At 49.2% G+C, this 19,373-nt stretch carries 16 protein-coding genes; 11 read left to right on the forward strand and 5 right to left on the reverse strand.

The features are described 5' to 3' along the window. Nucleotide 1: 1 nt before the first annotated feature. The 5 genes from CWI70_RS02795 (at nucleotide 2) to ttcA (ending at nucleotide 5,314) form a co-directional block, all read left to right on the forward strand. Nucleotides 2-2,452 carry a heavy metal translocating P-type ATPase gene (locus CWI70_RS02795; RefSeq protein ID WP_126770368.1) on the forward strand — a complete coding sequence of 817 codons (2,451 nt, stop codon included), beginning with the start codon at nucleotides 2-4 and terminating at the stop codon, nucleotides 2,450-2,452. Nucleotides 2,453-2,454: 2 nt separating this feature from the next. Further along, the gene (gene ccoS, locus CWI70_RS02800; protein WP_126770370.1) at nucleotides 2,455-2,646 is read left to right on the forward strand and encodes a cbb3-type cytochrome oxidase assembly protein CcoS; all 192 of its coding nucleotides are present in this window, start codon (nucleotides 2,455-2,457) and stop codon (nucleotides 2,644-2,646) included. Next, complete coding sequence (locus CWI70_RS02805; protein WP_241967807.1) at nucleotides 2,636-3,307, forward strand: sulfite exporter TauE/SafE family protein; 672 nt, start codon at nucleotides 2,636-2,638, stop codon at nucleotides 3,305-3,307. The genes ccoS and CWI70_RS02805 overlap by 11 nt, the downstream gene beginning before the upstream one ends. 65 nt (nucleotides 3,308-3,372) lie before the next feature. Continuing rightward, nucleotides 3,373-4,302 carry a universal stress protein UspE gene (gene uspE / locus CWI70_RS02810; protein ID WP_126770371.1) on the forward strand — a complete coding sequence of 310 codons (930 nt, stop codon included), beginning with the start codon at nucleotides 3,373-3,375 and terminating at the stop codon, nucleotides 4,300-4,302. 58 nt (nucleotides 4,303-4,360) lie between these two features. Next, nucleotides 4,361-5,314: a tRNA 2-thiocytidine(32) synthetase TtcA gene (gene ttcA, locus CWI70_RS02815; protein WP_126770373.1), complete on the forward strand. Its 954-nt coding sequence runs from the start codon at nucleotides 4,361-4,363 to the stop codon at nucleotides 5,312-5,314. Here the strand turns inward: ttcA and CWI70_RS02820 are convergent. Both CWI70_RS02820 and CWI70_RS02825 read right to left on the reverse strand, forming a co-directional pair. Then, nucleotides 5,286-6,206, reverse strand: coding sequence for a glucosaminidase domain-containing protein (locus tag CWI70_RS02820; protein WP_126770375.1), 921 nt, complete (start codon nucleotides 6,204-6,206; stop codon nucleotides 5,286-5,288). The genes ttcA and CWI70_RS02820 overlap by 29 nt on opposite strands. Nucleotides 6,207-6,214: 8 nt before the next feature. After that, nucleotides 6,215-7,006, reverse strand: coding sequence for a DUF2189 domain-containing protein (locus tag CWI70_RS02825; RefSeq protein WP_126770377.1), 792 nt, complete (start codon nucleotides 7,004-7,006; stop codon nucleotides 6,215-6,217). A 78-nt stretch (nucleotides 7,007-7,084) separates the two neighbouring features. Between CWI70_RS02825 and CWI70_RS02830 the strand changes: the two genes are divergently transcribed. From CWI70_RS02830 to CWI70_RS02850, 5 genes are read left to right on the forward strand one after another with little or no spacing between them, the layout of a single operon-like run. After that, entirely contained in the window at nucleotides 7,085-7,726 is a 642-nt protein-coding gene (locus CWI70_RS02830; RefSeq protein WP_126770379.1) for a pseudouridine synthase, read from the forward strand. 33 nt (nucleotides 7,727-7,759) lie between these two features. Continuing rightward, nucleotides 7,760-8,875 (forward strand): tRNA 2-thiouridine(34) synthase MnmA, encoded by a 1,116-nt coding sequence (mnmA, locus tag CWI70_RS02835; RefSeq protein ID WP_126770381.1) that lies wholly within the window; start codon nucleotides 7,760-7,762, stop codon nucleotides 8,873-8,875. Next, nucleotides 8,872-9,525 (forward strand): high frequency lysogenization protein HflD, encoded by a 654-nt coding sequence (gene hflD, locus CWI70_RS02840; protein ID WP_126770383.1) that lies wholly within the window; start codon nucleotides 8,872-8,874, stop codon nucleotides 9,523-9,525. Before mnmA ends, hflD begins: the two co-directional genes overlap by 4 nt. Beyond that, nucleotides 9,522-10,895: an adenylosuccinate lyase gene (gene purB / locus CWI70_RS02845; protein ID WP_126770385.1), complete on the forward strand. Its 1,374-nt coding sequence runs from the start codon at nucleotides 9,522-9,524 to the stop codon at nucleotides 10,893-10,895. Before hflD ends, purB begins: the two co-directional genes overlap by 4 nt. A gap of 1 nt (nucleotide 10,896) precedes the next feature. Continuing rightward, nucleotides 10,897-12,045, forward strand: a complete 1,149-nt coding sequence (locus CWI70_RS02850; protein ID WP_241967808.1) for a cupin domain-containing protein — start codon at nucleotides 10,897-10,899, stop codon at nucleotides 12,043-12,045. Nucleotides 12,046-12,113: 68 nt separating this feature from the next. Here CWI70_RS02850 and CWI70_RS02855 read toward each other — a convergent pair whose 3' ends face one another. After that, nucleotides 12,114-12,533, reverse strand: coding sequence for a DUF4826 family protein (locus tag CWI70_RS02855; protein WP_126770387.1), 420 nt, complete (start codon nucleotides 12,531-12,533; stop codon nucleotides 12,114-12,116). Nucleotides 12,534-12,733: 200 nt separating this feature from the next. On the opposite strand from CWI70_RS02855, the gene CWI70_RS02860 reads away from it, so the two are divergent. After that, nucleotides 12,734-13,786 carry a Glu/Leu/Phe/Val dehydrogenase dimerization domain-containing protein gene (locus tag CWI70_RS02860; RefSeq protein WP_126770389.1) on the forward strand — a complete coding sequence of 351 codons (1,053 nt, stop codon included), beginning with the start codon at nucleotides 12,734-12,736 and terminating at the stop codon, nucleotides 13,784-13,786. A gap of 2 nt (nucleotides 13,787-13,788) precedes the next feature. On the opposite strand, the gene ydiJ is transcribed toward CWI70_RS02860, so the two are convergent. Further along, entirely contained in the window at nucleotides 13,789-16,869 is a 3,081-nt protein-coding gene (ydiJ, locus tag CWI70_RS02865; RefSeq protein ID WP_198677639.1) for a D-2-hydroxyglutarate dehydrogenase YdiJ, read from the reverse strand. A 47-nt stretch (nucleotides 16,870-16,916) separates the two neighbouring features. Further along, nucleotides 16,917-19,295 carry a phosphoenolpyruvate synthase gene (ppsA, locus tag CWI70_RS02870; RefSeq protein ID WP_275540742.1) on the reverse strand — a complete coding sequence of 793 codons (2,379 nt, stop codon included), beginning with the start codon at nucleotides 19,293-19,295 and terminating at the stop codon, nucleotides 16,917-16,919. Between the last annotated feature and the right edge of the window lie 78 nt (nucleotides 19,296-19,373).

The raw sequence follows: 19,373 nt of genomic DNA on the forward strand, positions 1-19,373 counted from the left end.
TATGGCGAAAACATTGCCGCAACCACCGGCCGGATGCTGCTTTCACTGTCTGCAACCTCTTCCGAAAGACGGTGGTTACCGGGTTACCGTGGCAGAACAAAGCCAGAATGTGTGTTGTTTTGGTTGTCAAGCAGTTGCTCAGACCATTGAACAACAAGGCTTAGTACACTTTTATCAGTACCGCGACACAAGTAACCCTCTGCAAATTCCGTTATTACCGGACGAGCTACAGCAGCTAGAGGCCTACGATCAACGCGAACTGCAGGAGCAGTTCACCCAAATTGATGAAACTGGGCAGCGCACGACAACACTCTCCGTAGAAGGGATGACCTGCGCTGCATGTGCTTGGCTTATCGAACAACAACTACAACGCTTTAACGGCGTAGCCGTAGCCCGCGTGAATGCCACTACAGAGCGGGTTTTCGTTAGTTGGGATGAAACCCAAGTCAAGCTTAGTGAAATCCTGCAGCAAATTGCCGGTTTGGGTTATCGTGCTTTGCCGTTTCAGGCAGCAACACAAGAACAGGACTTTAAACGCCGACGTCGCTACTTTGTGCGTCGCATCGGTATCGCCGGCTTGGCGACCATGCAAGTGATGATGATAGCCGTGGCGCTCTACTTCGGTATGGTCAACGAGCTTGATGATAATCTCCGGCAATTTTTTTGGTGGATCAGTTTACTCTTTGCCACCCCGGTATTGCTTTACAGTGCGCAGCCATTTTATTTGTCAGCGTTACGTAGTATTCAAGCTAAACAGCTGAATATGGACGTTCCCGTCAGTTTGGCTCTACTCAGTGCCTATGGTGCAAGCGCCTACGCCACGCTAAGCAATACTGGCGAGGTCTATTTTGAGTCCGTCAGCATGTTTACTTTTCTGCTGCTGGTTGGACGGTATCTCGAGCTACTGGCCAAGCAGAAAGCTATCGCCACCGCAGCAAATCTCGTAAAACTACTGCCGGCTTCCGCACAGCGCGAAATTGAACCCGGTCGTTACGAATCTGTTGCCGTGAATCAACTCCAAGTTGGTGACGTTGTGCAGGTACTTGCTGGGCAAACCCTACCAGCCGATGGCGAATTGCTAAGCCAACAAACAGAAATTAATGAAAGTATGCTCACGGGTGAGAGCATCCCTGTGCTTCACCAACAAGGCAGTCAAGTTTTGGCTGGCACGCTGAACCAAACCCAGCCCATCCGTGTGCGGGTTCAAGCCACCCAACAAAGTACCGTGATGGCTAAAATTGCCGCCTTGCAAGATCAAGCGTTAGCCAATAAACCACGTCTCGCAGAACGCGCAGAGCGCTTAGCCAATCAGTTTGTGAAGCAACTTCTAATCCTTGCTGCGGCAACGTTTTTAGTCTGGAGTTTCATTGAACCAGCGGAAGCCTTTTGGGTAACACTCGCCGTGCTCGTGGCCACCTGCCCTTGTGCGCTTGCGCTTGCAGCTCCTACAGCGGTAACTGGGGTTATTCACCGACTCAATCGCTATGGCATCATCTTGCGCAACACTGAAGTGATTGAAACCCTGCGCGCTGTCCAAACCGTGATCGTTGATAAAACCGGGACCTTAACTACCGGGCAATTTAAGCTTACTGAATCCTCTTATCCCAATGGCCAACAGGAACTCGCCGATCGTCTCGCAAAAAGCTTAGAATTGCACTCCGAGCACCCATTAGCTGCACCTTTTAAAATGCTCGACGCTGAACTTGCAGTGACGCAGCTTAGTGACGTTGAAGTTAAACTCGGGGCTGGTGTTAGTGCAACATGGCAACCCATCGACAACGCTCCGAGCATCGCGATTCGCATCGGTGCACCACAGTTTATCGCAGCTTGGCACCCCAGCGTGCTTTCACACAGCAGCGCTAACGTCGTCCTGGCTACAGAAAGCCAGGTGCTCGCTTATTACCAGGTAGAAGATGAACTCCGTGATGATGCCCTCAATACCCTCGATGCACTTAGACAACAAGGGCTCGAGATTGTGATGCTCACCGGCGATCGGCAAGCGAATGCCCAGCGAGTGGCAGACCAATTAAATATTACAGCATTTTTAGCTGAATGCTTACCTGCGGATAAACTTGCGTATGTTGAACAGCAACAAAAGCATGGTGCCGTTATGATGATCGGTGATGGTATTAATGACGGGCCAGTACTGGCACAAGCCGATGTTTCGATGACCTTTGGCCAAGCCGCTGATTTAGCACGACAAGCCGCTGACGTGGTGGCCATGCGCAATGATTTTTCTGCTGTGCTGCAGTTATTTTCTTCGACGGCACAAAGTCGGCGGATTTTACGCCAAAATGTCACTTGGGCATTGGTGTATAATCTCGGTATCATCCCAATAGCGGTCGTTGGTTGGGTAACGCCTTATATCGCCGCTATCGGCATGTCGATCAGTTCGCTACTGGTATTAGCAAACTCGCTACGATTGTATCGAACCTCAAAAGACACGAGGTAGTTTTGGACAGCTTATATATCTTAATTCCCATAGCCATCCTCTTTGTCATCATTGCCGTGGTGATATTCTTCTGGGCCGTACGCAGTGACCAATTTGAGGATTTAGAACGTCAAGGAATGAATGTCCTCCTTGATGACGACGACCCGAAAACAACGACCAAACCGCGTCAACAAGACAACGATCATGACGCTTGACCTTTTTGCTGCCTTCCTGATGGGGCTCGCCGGTGCCGGTCACTGCTTGATGATGTGCGGTGGCTTAGCTGGTGCGATTCACCATCAACAAAGTAAGGTTGCTAACTTAAGTGCCCTGCTATTCTACAACGCAGGCCGTTTAAGCTCTTACATGATTGCCGGAGCTCTCGTCGGCTTATTAAGCCAAGCGGCAATCAGCGGTTTTAGCCCCGCACTTCTCACCCTACGTTTTCTAGCGGCCTTTTTCCTGATCGCATTGGGGTGTTATTTGGGCGGCTGGTGGCTTGGTTTAAGCAAGCTCGAGCATCTCGGCCGACCATTATGGCAACGACTCGCGCCCTACGCTGGGAAGTTGCGCCAAAGCAACAGTCTCATGAGTCGTTATGTTGCCGGGATGGTTTGGGGCTGGCTTCCTTGTGGCTTGGTTTATAGTGCACTCAGTTGGTCTGCCCTTAGCGCATCCCCAGTTAATGGCGCGCTTTACATGCTGGCTTTTGGCCTTGGGACCCTGCCGGCAATGCTGGCATTTGGTTGGTTTAGCGGTGCTTTGCAAAGCATTCTTAAGGGACAAGGCTTTCGACAAGCGATGGGGGTACTGATGATCGTTTATGGTCTTTGGGTAGCGATTATTGCTTTACGTCAAGCCTTAGCATTCAACTAGTTGGCTTACAGCGCTTTTTCTGACTAAACTGACATTTACCAATGTGCTTCAACGTGAGGTGTCAGATGTCGTGCGTCAACTCTATTTTGGTTGTTCTCGATCCAGACAAACAACAACAAAAAGCGTTAAATCGCGCCTTGCACTTAGCGCGGATTAGCCAAGCGAAAGTAACCCTAATGCTTTCGATCTATGACTTTTCTTATGAAATGACCACCATGCTGGCTGCTGAAGAACGTAATACCATGCGTGACAGCCTGATTAATGACCGCCGCGTGTGGATTACCGATTTATTGGAAGACTACAACACTCGCGATCTGCAAATTGACATCAAGGTGTTGTGGCACAACCGCCCCTACGAAGCCATTATTGAAACGGCAATCAACGGTCAACACGATATCATTGTGAAAGCGACGCACCCTCACGAAGGTTTAGCTCACCTGATTTTCACACCTACAGACTGGCACCTATTACGTAAAGCGCCGTGCTTAGTATTATTGGTTAAAGAACATGAATGGCCGGAGAACGGTAAAGTTCTCGCGGCGATTCATACCACCGGTGAAAGTGAACATCACGATAGCTTGAACACACGCATTATCGAATCGGCGCAACGCTTCGCCAAGTGTCTACATAGCGAAGTACACCTAGTGAACGCCTACCCTGGAGCTCCAGTGACTATTGCGGCCGAAATACCAGAGTTCGACACCGCTAATTATCGCGAAGTTATTGCCGAAAACCATCAAAAAGCACTTGCTGCGCACGCAGAACAATTTAGCATCGCTCCAGCCCAGCAACATGTTCGCGAAGGCTTACCCGAGCAAGTTATTCCAGAGCTTGCGGAAGAGCTTGATGCCGAGTTGGTTGTACTCGGCACAATAGGTCGCACAGGTTTTAGTGCGGCATTGTTAGGCAACACCGCGGAACATGTTATTGAGCAAGTTAACTGCGATTTATTAGCCGTAAAACCGGCGGGATTTGAATCGCCAGTTAAGGTATAATCCGCCCACTTTTTTGCGCGTGAGGCGCTTTGATAGTTAGTTCGGGTGGAAATGTTTTATGAGTTCAGCAAGCCTTAGCGACAGCGATAAGAAACAACGTTACAACTTCAACAAGCTGGAGAAACGTCTGCGCCGCCACGTTGGACGTGCCATCGAAGACTTCAACATGATCGAAGATGGCGACAAAATTATGGTATGCCTGTCAGGCGGCAAAGACAGCTATACCCTACTTGCTATTCTCCGTTTCTTACAAAGAATTGCACCGATTCAGTTTTCGCTCGTCGCGGTTAACTTAGACCAAAAACAACCTGGCTTTCCTGAGCATGTGTTGCCAACTTATCTTGAAAGCGAAGGTGTCGATTACCGCATTATCGAAGAAGACACGTACAGCATTGTAAAAGAGAAAATTCCAGCCGGAAAAACCACTTGTTCATTATGCTCTCGCCTACGGCGTGGCATTCTCTATCGCGTCGCAAAGGAGCTTGGGGCAACCAAAATTGCCTTAGGTCACCACCGCGATGACATGGTCGAAACGCTGATGTTGAACATGTTCTATGGCGGCAAGATGAAATCAATGCCAGCCAAATTGGTCAGCGATAATGGTGAGCATGTTGTGATTCGACCGCTCGCTTATGTTCGCGAAAAAGATATCGAACGTTACGCTGACTATCAGCAATTTCCTATTATTCCCTGTAATTTGTGCGGTTCGCAGGAAAACCTGCAGCGCAAGGTCATCAAAGACATGTTGCGCCAATGGGATCGTCAATATCCGGGGCGCATCGAAAGTATGTTTACTGCCATGCAAAACGTAGTGCCATCGCATCTTGCCGATAACCAACTGTTTGACTTTAAAAACATTACTGCCGATGGATTAGCAAACGAGCAGGGCGACACGGCGTTCGATCACAGTGTGCCGAATGACTTTCTCAACTATCGCAGTGAGGAAGATGAAGATGAAGCGGCCAGTAATGACCGCCTCGGGGTTATTCAGGTGCGGAATTTGAGCGTGTAGCCTGTTCGTCATCGAGGCCAGAAAAGCCGGGCTCGGCAACGGGCCCATCTTCATTAGCTGGATCAGCGAGCGCAGCAAGGATCAACGGGCGGTTCACGCGAATCATTGCGTTAAGCTCCTCAACGTAGGCTTCACCACGTTCAGAATAGCTTAACAAGCCTGGCGTCAAGTCTAACGCACGAATATCGCGTCCCAACAAGCGCTGCTCAACACGTAAGGATCGCAGTTCGAAATAAGCCGGATGCGTATTCAAATTACGCATATAACTCGCAATTGAGTCGTTAACGGACGAGAACTTGCGCACTTCGTGCACTGCCTCATCGCCGCGCGCCTGTGGGATCAAACCACAACCTTCGGTGAAGCACCATTGACCAAAAAGATTGAGTGCTTCAAGTGCAAATCGCGAAGTACCCCACGCAGATTCATTCGCCGCTTGCACTAAAACCAAGGTCTCTGGAACGACATCAACGCGCCGAATCAATAGTTCAAAGGTTTCCTCTGCCGCCTCATTACTCTCAAGACTAAAATCGACTCGGTATTGTTTGGCCAAATAAGCAAGCCAACTGCGTTGCTCTCGCGTAAGTGAGTTCGGGTTAAATAGCCATTTGGTGTGCAGCGCTTCTAGTCCCTGACGGTGCTCCGCAATACGTGCATTCTCGGCAGCAACCAACGGTGCAAGAAAGTCAAAGAACGCCTTTTTCTTGTCCGCAACTTGCTGGTATTGACTAAAGTCTGGCAACGACGTTACGCGCGGTGCCTGTATTGCAATATCCTTTGCCGGCACCACATTGTCATAAAGCCGGTAAGGATTCGCTAAATGCAGCGCCGTCGGCGCCACCACAGCAGCGGCGACCGCTAAAATAGCAAGCATAATTAAAACAATACGTAACATGCAGTCTCCTAAAGTTGAGCCTCATTCGGTTGCTGTTCAAGTTCAGCATTAGAATTAGGTACGCCAATAAGTCGGTTATAGATGACACCCACAACGTTAAAGCTCATTGGAAACGTGAATATTAGCCCCAAGAAAAGTGGTAACGCACTAATAAATATAACAATAAACAGCACAACATAGATACCTAGCACGGTAAACATCTTTTTATTCATCACCAAGAACGAAGCAATGATCGCTCGACTTATTTTAAGGCCCCGTTCCAACACCAGAGGTATCGCTAATAAAAAAGCGAATTGGAAATAAATAGCGGTCACCAATACTAGCGACACAGCTATTGCGCCAATACCAAAAATAAAGAAAAATAAAGCGGCGAGGATCATCACCACAACGCTCATGATGAAGGTAATGGCTAAAACTTGTGGCAAACAACGCAGGGCTTCAGCAAAACATTCGAGGCCAGGTTTCGCGTCTCGCGCATTTTTCAATCCCATCAAGGTCACGACAGCGGTAAACGGCGCGACAAAAATAATACTCAGCAACGACTGGAAGATCGAATTGCGCGGATCGGGTTGGTCCTGCTCCATCGGAAAAACTGACTCGGCAATACCAGATACCACACCATTCATAATGATCAACACCGCAACACCAAGTAGCATCATGGGTAGCGCACGCAGCGTGATATCCCAACTACGTTGGATGACATCACCCACCGCCAAGGGAGCTTCGCCACGTAGAGCTGCAGCGAAGTTATCGATTTGAGTAGCTTGTTTTTGCGGATCATTCGGTTTTGAGTCCTGCATGCGCACTTTTTCCTTTATACTTATGTTTTGCGACCTAGCCCATATTCTAACATTATTCTAAGCGACACTGATAAGTCTATGCCAAAGAAAAGCACTCCAGGGGCTCGCCCCTTTCGCCGCAAGAGCCGACGCAGCAAAGCCCCACAAGCGTCCGACCAACATCGCCCAGCGAACCCTAAGCTCGTTCTGTTTAACAAGCCGTACGGCGTTCTCACGCAATTTTCAGGGGATGCTGATGAAGCAACCTTGAAGCCTTATATTCCATTTAACGATGTCTATCCTGCTGGACGTTTAGATAAAGACAGTGAAGGCCTGCTCTTGTTAACCAACGACGGTTCGCTGCAGCACAAAATTAGCCATCCCAAGCACAAATTACCGAAAACCTACTGGGTACAAGTTGAAGGTATTCCCAGTGATGAAGCGTTACAGCAACTAGCTGATGGTGTTGAGCTCAATGATGGGATGACCTTGCCAGCCGACGTCATACGTATGGACGAACCCGCAAACCTTTGGCCACGCAACCCACCCATTCGAGAACGCAAGTCAGTCCCTGATCAGTGGCTATGCCTGACCATTCGTGAAGGACGCAATCGACAAGTTCGCCGTATGACAGCCGCAATTGGTCACCCTACCTTGCGATTGATTCGCGCAGCGATAGGTCCTTGGCGACTCGCAGGTTTACAGCCTGGTCAGTGGCGCGAAGTACCGCCAGTGTGGTAGAATTCGCGCGAAATTTTTGGAGTAAAGGTTGTTATGGCGAACGCAGATAAAAAAGTCATTGTCGGTATGTCAGGTGGAGTCGATTCATCGGTGTCCGCTTACCTGTTGTTACAACAAGGCTACCAAGTTGAAGGCTTGTTCATGAAGAACTGGGAAGAAGACGACAACGACGAATACTGCGCTGCGGCAGAAGATCTCGCCGACGCTCAAGCCGTGTGCGACAAGCTGGGCATTGAGCTCCATACGGTTAACTTCGCCGCCGAGTATTGGGATAACGTGTTCGAGTATTTCCTTGAAGAATACAAAGCTGGGCGGACCCCTAACCCCGATATCATGTGCAATAAAGAAATCAAATTTAAAGCGTTTTTGGAATTCGCAGCCGAAGCCTTAGGCGCTGATTATATCGCAACAGGGCACTATGTCCGTCGCCGTGAACATGACGGCAAATACCAACTACTGCGTGGGCTCGACAACAACAAAGACCAAAGCTATTTTCTTTACACTTTGTCGCACGAACATGTCGCGCAAACACTCTTCCCGGTTGGCGAGTTAGAAAAGCCCGAAGTTCGCAGAATTGCGGAAGAACAGGACTTAGTTACTGCTGACAAAAAGGATTCGACTGGGATTTGCTTTATTGGCGAACGCAAATTTAAAGACTTTCTGCAAACGTACTTGCCCGCTCGTCCAGGCCCAATTGAAAACGTCGATGGCGAAGTTCTCGGCGAACATGAGGGGTTGATGTACCACACCCTAGGCCAACGCAAAGGTCTTCATATTGGCGGCCTGGCGAATGCCGGCGACGAGCCGTGGTATGTCGTGGATAAAGACGTTGAGCGTAATGTGCTTATTGTTGCGCAAGGTAAAAACCACCCGCGACTGTTTTCCAAGGGCCTCATCGCAGGTCAGTTGCATTGGGTCGATCGAGTTGGCCCACAGGGTACACTTTCTTGTGTGGTGAAAACGCGCTACCGCCAACACGACATAGCTTGTCAGTTAAAAGTGATTGGCGACGACAAAGTACAGGTGGAATTTGCCGAACCCGTAGCCGCCGTTACCCCAGGGCAATCGGCGGTGTTTTACCTTGACGACGTGTGTCTTGGTGGCGGTATCATCGAATCGCGCATTGCCGACCATGAGGTTCTGTTGTGAACGAGTGGCAGCAACGAACCCTCGCGCTGGCAGCCATCGCACAAGCTTGTGCTGCCGTTAAACAGCTTGCACGACATGGTCAGCTTACTGAAGAATTCCAGCGCGATGCCCTCTTGCAAAGCGTTCTTGAGCAAGATCCTGAAAGTTTTAGTGCGATCTATGGCGACGTCACCAACCTAAACTTCGGCTTAAAAGTTCTGTTAGCGCAAATTGGCGCGACTCGTAATAAAGATGTCGAAATCACCCGCTATATGGTGGGTGTGCTTGCCCTCGCCCGACGTTTTGAACGCAGTGAGAAAGCCGTTGCGGCGCTGGGGCAGAGGATCAACCAACTACAGCGTCAACAACAAGACTTTCAATTCGAACAAGACACCATTCTCACGGGTATGGCAGGTGCTTATAGTGACTTTATCTCACCTCTCGGTCGTCCATTGCAGATTCATGGCAAGCCAGTCTTGTTGCAACAACAAAACGTACAAAAGCAAATACGCGCATTACTTTTAGCCGCGATTCGTAGTGCTATTCTTTGGCGCCAAGTCGGCGGTAAGCGCCGTCATTTTGTGTTTTCTCGGCGCCGTATGGTATCGACCGCCCTTGACCTTATTCGTATTAGTAACCCAAATCGACCTAACTCGGAGTCTTCGACATGACCCAATTATCCGCTTTGACCGCACTTTCTCCCGTTGACGGACGCTATGGCTCTAAGGCTGCAGCTCTTCGCCCGATGTTTAGTGAGTATGGCCTGATCCGCCAACGTGTGATCGTCGAAGTCCGTTGGTTACAACAGCTTGCAAACGTTAACGAAATTAGTGAAGTACCGGCATTTTCTGAGCAGGCAAATGTATTTTTGGAAGATTTGATTGCCAACTTTAACGAAGCTGATGCTGAACGTGTAAAAGCAATTGAAGCCACGACCAACCATGACGTCAAAGCTGTTGAGTACTTCCTTAAAGAACGCGTTGCCGAAGTTCCTGAGCTGCACGCAGTGACCGAGTTTATCCATTTTGCCTGTACTTCAGAGGATATTAATAACCTCTCGCATGCCCTAATGTTACGCGAAGCGTTGCAGGACGTTATGCTGCCGATCATGCAAGACTTAAGCGGCGCGATTAAAACGCTGGCCATCGCCAATAAAGCGGTTCCTATGATGGCACGGACGCACGGTCAGCCAGCAACGCCGACGACCTTGGGTAAAGAAATGGCGAATGTCTACGTGCGTCTAGAGCGTCAATTAGAGCAAATCGCTAACGTACCTTTATTGGGTAAAATCAACGGCGCGGTTGGCAACTATAACGCCCATTTAGCAGCATACCCGAATGTTGATTGGCACCACGTGGCTGAGCAGTTTGTAACCTCGTTGGGCTTAACTTGGAACGCCTATACCACGCAGATCGAGCCCCATGACTATATCGCCGAGCTATATGACGCGGTCGCACGTTTTAACACGATCGTTATCGACTTCAACCGCGACGTATGGGCCTACATTGCGTTAAATCACTTTAAGCAACGCACCATTGAAGGTGAAGTTGGCTCTTCGACCATGCCACACAAAGTGAATCCCATCGACTTTGAAAACTCTGAAGGGAATCTCGGTATTGCGAACGCCATCATGCAACATTTGGCGAGTAAACTGCCGATAAGTCGTTGGCAGCGTGACCTCACGGACTCGACTGTGTTACGCAACTTAGGTGTTGGTTTTGCTTACGCACTTATTGCCTACCAAGCAACACTAAAGGGTATTAGCAAGCTCGAAGTCAACGCCGATAACCTTATGCGTGAACTTGATCAAAATTGGGAGCTCTTAGCCGAACCCATTCAAACAGTGATGCGCCGTTATGGTATTGAAAAGCCCTATGAAAAACTAAAAGAGTTGACCCGCGGCAAACGTGTCAATCAAGCTGCGATGGCTGACTTTATTGATTCGCTAGATTTACCTGAAACCGTCAAAGCCGAATTAAAACTGCTCACCCCAGCGTCTTATATCGGTCGTGCCGTTCAGTTTGTTGACGATTTAGCTTGAGATGATGGAACTCAACCTTAATCGCGCCGATTTCCTTGCCAATCACTGGCAAAAGAAGCCGTTACTTTTACGTAACGGCTTTGCCAATTTTGCCGATTTAATAGAGCCGGAACTGCTCGCTGGACTGGCGATGGAAGAAGCCGTTGATGCGCGTATCATTCGCCAAGTTAACAACGGCTGGGATGTTGAGCACGGTCCGTTCGAAGACTATGAACGTTTTGGCGATGTTGATTGGACGCTATTGGTACAGGCCGTTAACGAATGGTTCCCTGAAGTCCAAGAGCTTTTATCAGCCTTTCGCTTTTTACCCGACTGGCGGGTAGATGATGTTATGGTGAGTTTCGCTACCGAAAATGGTGGCGTCGGCCCACACCTCGATCAATACGATGTGTTTATCATTCAGGGTGGTGGTCGTCGACATTGGCGAGTTGGTGAGCGGGCTTCGAATCTTGTCGAAGTCTGCCCTCATCCAGATTTAAAGCAACTTGAGAATGGTCAGTTTGAGGCTGTCATCGACGCTATTCTAGAACCTGGTGACGTGTTGTACATTCCAGCAGGCTGTCCCCACAATGGTATTGCGCTCGAACCAAGTATCAACTATTCGGTGGGTTTTCGTGCGCCAAACAGTGCTGAGTGGCTAGCTCAAATTGCCGACCAGCTATTGGCTTCTGAACTAAGCTTTCCACGCTATCAAGATCCAGAGTTAACCACTGAGTCGCCCTCCTACCAAGTTCGTGCGGATGAAGTTGCGCAAGTACGTGAGTTACTCATCACGCAATTGCATACAGCGATCGGCGCCGACGCGATTACGCGTGTGATGTCCCAGTCAAAACGGCCATTAGCGGCGGCAGAGAATACCCTCAGCACAAATGAATTATTAAGTTATGCCAGCACAGACATGCTTATTGGACGCACACCAGGAGCGCGGATCTTGCGCAGTCCCACTGGGGAGCTTTATAGCAATGGCGAAATACTTCCGCAGCTTAACGAAAGCGCAACCACAGCATTGTTAGAGTTACGTTCGGAACAACCACTGGCTCACTTGGACCAGATACTTGGTGATCGTCAGGCGTGTGAATGTTTGGTAGAACTGATTCAGCAGGGAGTTTTGTATTTAGTTCAAGAGGTAGCAGATGAGGACGACAGCTAACTCCTATTCATACCGTTAACTGTCGTTGTCTTTATTCATCGGTGAGCCGCGGGCTTTATTACTCGCGCTTACTGCCACAACTTTTCTGTTTGCACAGCGTCGTGAATCCCCTCAGCACGGCTCACTAAGTATTGCGCATACTTGATTTGTTCGGCATCTTGTTGCGCTTTAGGGTCATCAATAATAGCTTGCGCTTTCAACTGCCACTGCATCGCAATATGCCGCAATGCTTCACGTGCATCTTTCGCAGCTTTCGCACCGACAACATCCGTAGGCACATCCCCGTTCACCAGCCAAAGTTCCTTGCGATCTTGCGTGGTAAATTTCCACACTGCGACATAAGGAACCAGATAACGTGATTCTTTGGTGAGTACGCGATCAGTAATGATGCCGTTTTCGGCTAGATATTTGTTCGCCGCTTGAAATTGCTCACGAACCCAAGCTGACGCTTCTTCTTCAGTTAATTCAGGCTGCTGTTGATCCGCCATCGTTGTACTACTTCCCTTCTTAAAAACAGTGTCACAATACTAACTCGAAAGCGCCAAACGGCAAAGTCCGAATTACTGTAAACTTTGCTTGCAATAGTTTACGTTGACGTAAACGTATTATTTTCTCTTATTCACTAGCGCAGACAATTTGAAAATGCTAATGTGCGCGCAATTTTGGGATGAACGAGGAAACATCACTCATGTCTCTATTTGAGCATCAAGAGTTCGACCAACACGAGCAAGTCGTGTTTTGTCACGATAAAGAAACTGGACTTAAAGCTATTATCGCTATTCACGATACCACTCTAGGCCCTTCGCTTGGCGGTACACGTTTATGGAACTACGCGAATTCAAGCGAAGCTTTAACTGATGTCTTACGTTTATCACGTGGTATGACTTATAAAAGCGCCCTCGCCGGCTTACCATTGGGTGGCGGTAAAGCAGTTATCATTGGTGATGCTAAGACCATTAAGTCACCTGAACTTTTCCGTGCTTATGGTCGTTTCGTCGAGTCGCTGAGTGGTCGTTACATCACCGCTGAAGATGTCAACATTCGCACCAGTGATATCGCTATTGTTGCTGAAGAAACCTCCCATGTTGCTGGAACTGAAGGTAAAGCAGGCGACCCATCGCCACACACTGCACTAGGTACCTACTTAGGCTTAAAAGCCGCAGCCAAACACAAGTTTGGTTCTGACGATTTGAAAGGCATAAAAATTGCTGTACAAGGTCTCGGTGCCGTCGGTTATGACTTCGCTGAATACTGTGCCAAAGAAGGCGCTGAGTTGTGGGTCACAGATATTAATGACGAAGCGTGCCAGCGAGCGCAGCAAGAGCTTGGCGCTACTATCGTAGGTCTTGATGAAATTTACGGTCTTGATGTTGACGTCTATGCGCCATGTGCCCTAGGTGCGACCGTCAATGATCAAACCTTGCAGCAAATCAAAGCAAAAATTATTGCTGGTAGTGCGAACAATCAGTTAGCAACCCCTGCACACGACCAAAAAGTCATGGACATGGGTATTCTGTACGCGCCAGATTATGTGATCAATGCCGGTGGCGTGATCCACGTATGCAGTGAAGCTGCGCAAATGAGTCGTGAAGAAACGGATAAACGTGTGCGTGATATTTACGACACTTTAGACACCATCTTCACCCGTTCTGCAGCAGAACAGCGCCCAACTGGCCAAATTGCTGACGAACTTGCACGTGAAGTGATTGCCAAGGCAAAAGCGGCGAAACAAAGCGCTTAAAATTAATTCAAGCGCTCTGCCAAAAGCTGCAGTGGGTGTTGTACCTGCTGCGGCTTTTTGTTTTTTGACTGTGCGTTATCGGCAAACCGCCCCGCTTGGCAGCGACAGGAAAAACCCGTAACCAATGGTTGTTGGCTTGCGGCTAGCGGTTCACGCCAACTCAAGTCAAATAACTTTCGACTCGACGTTTGTTGCTCAGCCTCATGCCCGTAAGTACCTGCCATACCACAACAACCCGTCGCCACTGCTTGTGCCTCAACACCGACACTGCGCAACACTTGTTGCCACAGCTTCGCACTCGTTGGTAGTGCTGTCTGCTCAGTACAATGTAAAAAGAGTTCAGCAGATTCACTTGCTTCAGGCTTTGTTGGTTCTTGCTCTGAGTTGGACATGACCTTGGCTAGCCATTCTTGCGGCAACTGTACTTCGAAGGCAACTTGCTCTTCAGCGTAATCAAGGTATTCGTCCCGCAGACACAGCACTGTCGATGCATCGACACCGACGAGATTGAAATCAGCCTGCGCTAGTTGGTTGAGCTGACGGGTAACGCGCGTCGCAGTCTTGGTGAACTCCGACAAAAACCCTTTCACGTGCTGCGCCTTTCCATTACCAATAAAGTCCAACAGATAAGGCTGATAGCCGAGTTTTGTGATCACCTCAGCCAATGCTTCAACAACTTCTGCTTGGTAAAAGCTGGTAAAAGGATCTTGTACGATCACGACTGTTTGTTGCCGTTTTTCACGGCTTAACTTTAACAGGTCTTCACAACTTCCCGCTGACCAGTGGTGCTGACGCCAGCGCTTATGAAGGCTGGGCACCGATAACTTCGGTGTATCGACATAGCCAAGGGTTTTCTGCATCAACCATTGACTCAGCGGGTTATGGGTAAAGGTATTAAACAAACGCGGCAAACGCGCCATGAGTGGCGCGGTGCGCTCGATACTAGCCACCAAATAATCACGTTGCGGCCGACGATAAAGTTGATAATACCAGGCTAAAAATTTCGCGCGAAACGACGGCACATCTACTTTAACTGGGCATTGGCTGGCACAAGCCTTACAGGCCAAACAAGCATCCATCGACGCTTTAACTTGGTGATTAAAATCTCGTGAAAAACGTGGTTTCTTTTCTTTCAATAGCTCTGCACGGGGCTTAGGTGACTGACTCACGTCAAGCCCTTGCTCACTATTCAAACGTAACCACTCACGGATCAAGCTTGCCCGCCCTTTTGGTGACATGCGGCGATCACCAGTGGCTTTAAATGAGGGACACATTGGCGAGTCCGGAGCATAATTAAAGCATAAACCATTACCATTGCAGTTCATGGCTGCCTGATAATCTTCACGCACGTTCGCCGGAATTTGTCGATCAAAGTAGCCACGTTTACGCGCATCGACCGATACCAATTGTGCGGTCGCATGACCAAAAGGTGTCGCCAATTTACCTGGGTTAAGCCGATTATCCGGATCAAATGCAGCTTTAATTTTTTGCAATTCGGGATACAGCTCGGCACCAAAAAATGTCGGCGCGTACTCGGAGCGGTAACCTTTACCATGCTCCCCCCACATCAGCCCACCATATTTTGCCGTTAATGCGGCGACTTGGTCACTGATCTTGCGTAATAAAGCTTCATCTTCAGGGACTTTCATATCCAGCGCTGGCCGTACGTGCAAAACCCCAGCATCAACGTGACCAAACATACCGTAGTGTAAGTCGTGGGCATCAAGTAGTTGCCGGAATTCAGCGATAAAATCGGCCAAGGAATCGGGCGGAACCGCAGTATCTTCGGCAAAAGCAATCGGTTTACGCTCACCCTTGACCGCACCTAATAAACCTACCGACTTCTTGCGCATGGCATACACGGTTTGAATACTGACACTGTCACGGCAGACCTTGTAACCTACCACACCGTGCGTTGCCGGTCCGCCGCTAAGCTCACTATCGAGCGTTGCTAACAACGTTGCTAGCTTCTCTTCCAGCTCTGCGGCTTCAACTGCTGTGTATTCAACCATGTTGATACCAGCCATCGGCTCACCAGTGTCGCCTTCGGCAACAAAATCGCGTACTTGATGCCAGATGATATCGTTTCGGGCAAGATCCAACACCGTACTATCAATAGTTTCCACTGAGGTTGCCTGCGCTTTTACTAACACCGGAGCATGGCGCAGCGCAGCATCAAAATCCCGATAAGAAATGTTGACCAGGACTTTATGACGCGGAATTCGAGTTAAATTGAGTTTGGCTTCAGTGATGAACGCAAGTGTTCCCTCTGAGCCAGCGAGTAAACGCGAAAGATCTAGGGTTTGTTGCTCAGGATCATAGCAATGTTTGAGGTCATAGCCGGTTAGGAACCGGTTCAATGGTGGAAATTTCGCTTCAATAGCTTGGCGTTTTTCCACGCAACTTGCCAATGCTTGGCGATACAACGCGGCTTCTAGACTATCCCCCGCAGCAAGGCGCTCAGCTTCTTTAAGCGGAATGGCAGTTGTGTTGATCACTTCGCCATTAATCAATACGGCTTCTAACTCAAGAATATGGTCGCTGGTTTTACCGTAGACCAATGAACCTTGTCCTGAAGCGTCGGTATTAATCATGCCACCAATAGTGGCACGATTACTAGTCGATAGGTCAGGCGAAAAGAACCAGCCGCCAACGCGTACTGTGTCATTTAGGGCATCTTTCACCACACCGGTTTGGCAGCGTACCCAACCAGCTTCGGTGTCAGTCTCGGTAATGCCGTTAAAGTAACGACTGAGATCAACAATAATCCCGTTACTCAAGCTCTGGCCGTTCGTTCCAGTGCCACCGCCGCGCGGGCTAAAGCTCAGGCTTTGGTAGTCAGGCTCTTGCCCTAGTTGCAATGCTTTTTGCAGGTCCTCACGATGCCGTGGGTAAATCACTGCTTGCGGTAATTGTTGGTAAACGCTGTTATCGGTGGCGGCAATCAGTCGACCTGCATAACTATCGTCGATGTCACCAGCAAATCCTGCTTGCGTTAAGGCAAACACATAGCGACGGTACACCGGCTCAGTAGCCGGATAATCATCAAGTGCCGTCAACTCGCGTACTACAGGATCTGCCAAGTGAATCACCTCTTTTCGTTATTTGCTGTTTGCTGTTTGTGCGTTAACTAGCTGTTTTTGGCTAAGTAGAGCCAGGTGTCGACGACGGTGTCTGGATTTAGTGACACAGAATCGATGCCTTGTTCTACGAGCCATTGGGCGAAATCGGCGTGGTCTGATGGACCTTGCCCGCAAATACCAACGTACTTGCCTTTTTTCTTCGCTGCTTGAATCGCCATTGCCAGCATTGCTTTCACTGCTTCATTACGCTCATCGAACAGATGCGCGATCACACCTGAATCACGATCAAGACCCAACGTTAGCTGCGTTAAGTCATTCGAGCCGATGGAGAAACCATCAAAAATATCGAGGAACTGCTCCGCCAATAGCGCATTTGAAGGTAGTTCACACATCATGATGACCCGCAAGCCATTCTCGCCTTGCACCAAACCTTCCTCAGCTAAAAGTTCGATGACTTTGCGACCTTCTTCAAGGGTACGCACAAACGGAATCATGATCTCAACGTTGGTTAAGCCCATGTCGTTGCGCACACGCTTAATCGCCTCGCACTCCATCGCAAAGCAGTCACGAAACTCTTCTGAGATATAACGTGATGCGCCGCGGAAGCCTAGCATCGGGTTCTCTTCATGTGGTTCGTACTGACGACCGCCAAGCAGATTCGCATATTCGTTCGACTTGAAATCCGACATGCGAACGATGACGCGCTCCGGCGAAAACGCCGCACCCAATGTGGCAATGCCTTCAGTAAGCTTGGTTACGTAGTACTCACGTGGAGACTCATAACCAGCGATAAACGTACTAATTTGCTGTTTTAATTCATCACTTTGCTGCTCGAAGTTCAGCAATGCTTTGGGATGTACGCCAATCATTCGATTAATGATGAATTCTAGCCGTGCAAGACCGACACCGGCGTGCGGTAAACCGGCAAAATCAAATGCTCGGTCGGGATTACCAACATTCATCATAATCTTCAACGGCAAGTTTGGCATATCACCAATGTCCGAACGGCTCACGTCGAACTGCAATTCGCCTTGGTAGATGTAGCCGGTATCTCCCTCGGCACAGGAGACAGTTACCGCTTGACCATCTTTAATCAAGTCAGTTGCATCGCCACAACCGACAACCGCTGGAATCCCTAATTCACGGGCAATAATTGCCGCATGACAGGTACGCCCACCGCGGTTGGTGACGATGGCCGCAGCGCGCTTCATGATCGGTTCCCAATCAGGATCCGTCATATCCGTCACTAACACATCGCCCGGTTGCACCTGATCCATTTCGGAAATGTCATTCAAAACACGAGCTACACCGGCGCCAATACGCTGACCAATGGCTCTGCCGGTGGCGATAACGTCACTCTTCTGTGCGAGGCTGAAACGTTCGACTGACTGGCTATTCTTATTTGACTGAACGGTTTCGGGCCGCGCTTGCACAATATAAAGCTTACCGTCGATACCATCTTGTGCCCATTCGATGTCCATCGGGCGACCGTAGTGCTGTTCAATAATGACCGCCTGGCGAGCCAGCGCTTCAACTTCTTCGTCGCTAACCGAGAATGTTGCACCCTGCGCAGCAGGAATATCGACGATAGACGTTTGTTTGCCGTGTTCCGGGCTGTCTGAATAGACCATTTGGATTTTCTTACTACCCAAATTCCGGCGCAAAACCGCTGGTTTGTTCGCTTTCAAAGTTGGCTTATGAACATAGAACTCATCGGGGTTTACAGCACCCTGCACGACCATTTCGCCCAAGCCAAAACTTGAGGTGATAAACACCACGTCATCAAAGCCCGACTCGGTATCGATAGTGAACATCACGCCAGAAGAGGCAATGTCACTACGCACCATGCGCTGAATGCCAGCTGATAGAGCAACGCCGCGGTGATCATAGCCTTGATGCACTCGGTAGGAAATTGCACGGTCGTTAAACAAAGAGGCAAAAACGTGTTTGATGGCTTCCATGATGGCATCTATGCCACGTACATTAAGAAAGGTTTCTTGTTGACCTGCAAACGATGCGTCCGGCATATCTTCAGCTGTTGCCGAACTACGCACCGCAAAGCTGACTTCGCTATTACCACCACTTAGCGCTTCATAGGCTTCACGAATCGCTTTATCTAAGGCTGGCTGGAAAGGCGTCTCGATCACCCACTGACGGATTTTTTGCCCTGCTTCGGCCAAGGCTTTTACATCGTTCGTATCAAGGTCATCAAGCAGGCTATGGATACGTTCATTCACACCTGACTGCTCGAGGAATTCGTTAAAGGCTTCAGCAGTCGTCGCAAAACCGTTGGGAACTTCAACCCCAGCGCCTGCAAGGTTACTAATCATTTCACCAAGCGACGCGTTTTTACCTCCCACGCGCCCTACATCGTTCATCCCTAAGTGATCATACCAAAGTACGTAGTCGGTTACGGTTTGTTGCACGTCAAGTTCCTCGTGGTTGGGGTCTTAAGCATGGCTGCCCATTTTACACACATGCGTGGAAAAGGTTAAGATTCATCA

The sequence above is a fragment of the Pseudidiomarina homiensis genome, from assembly GCF_003987225.1.
In the GTDB taxonomy this organism is placed as follows: Bacteria; Pseudomonadota; Gammaproteobacteria; order Enterobacterales; family Alteromonadaceae; genus Pseudidiomarina; species Pseudidiomarina homiensis.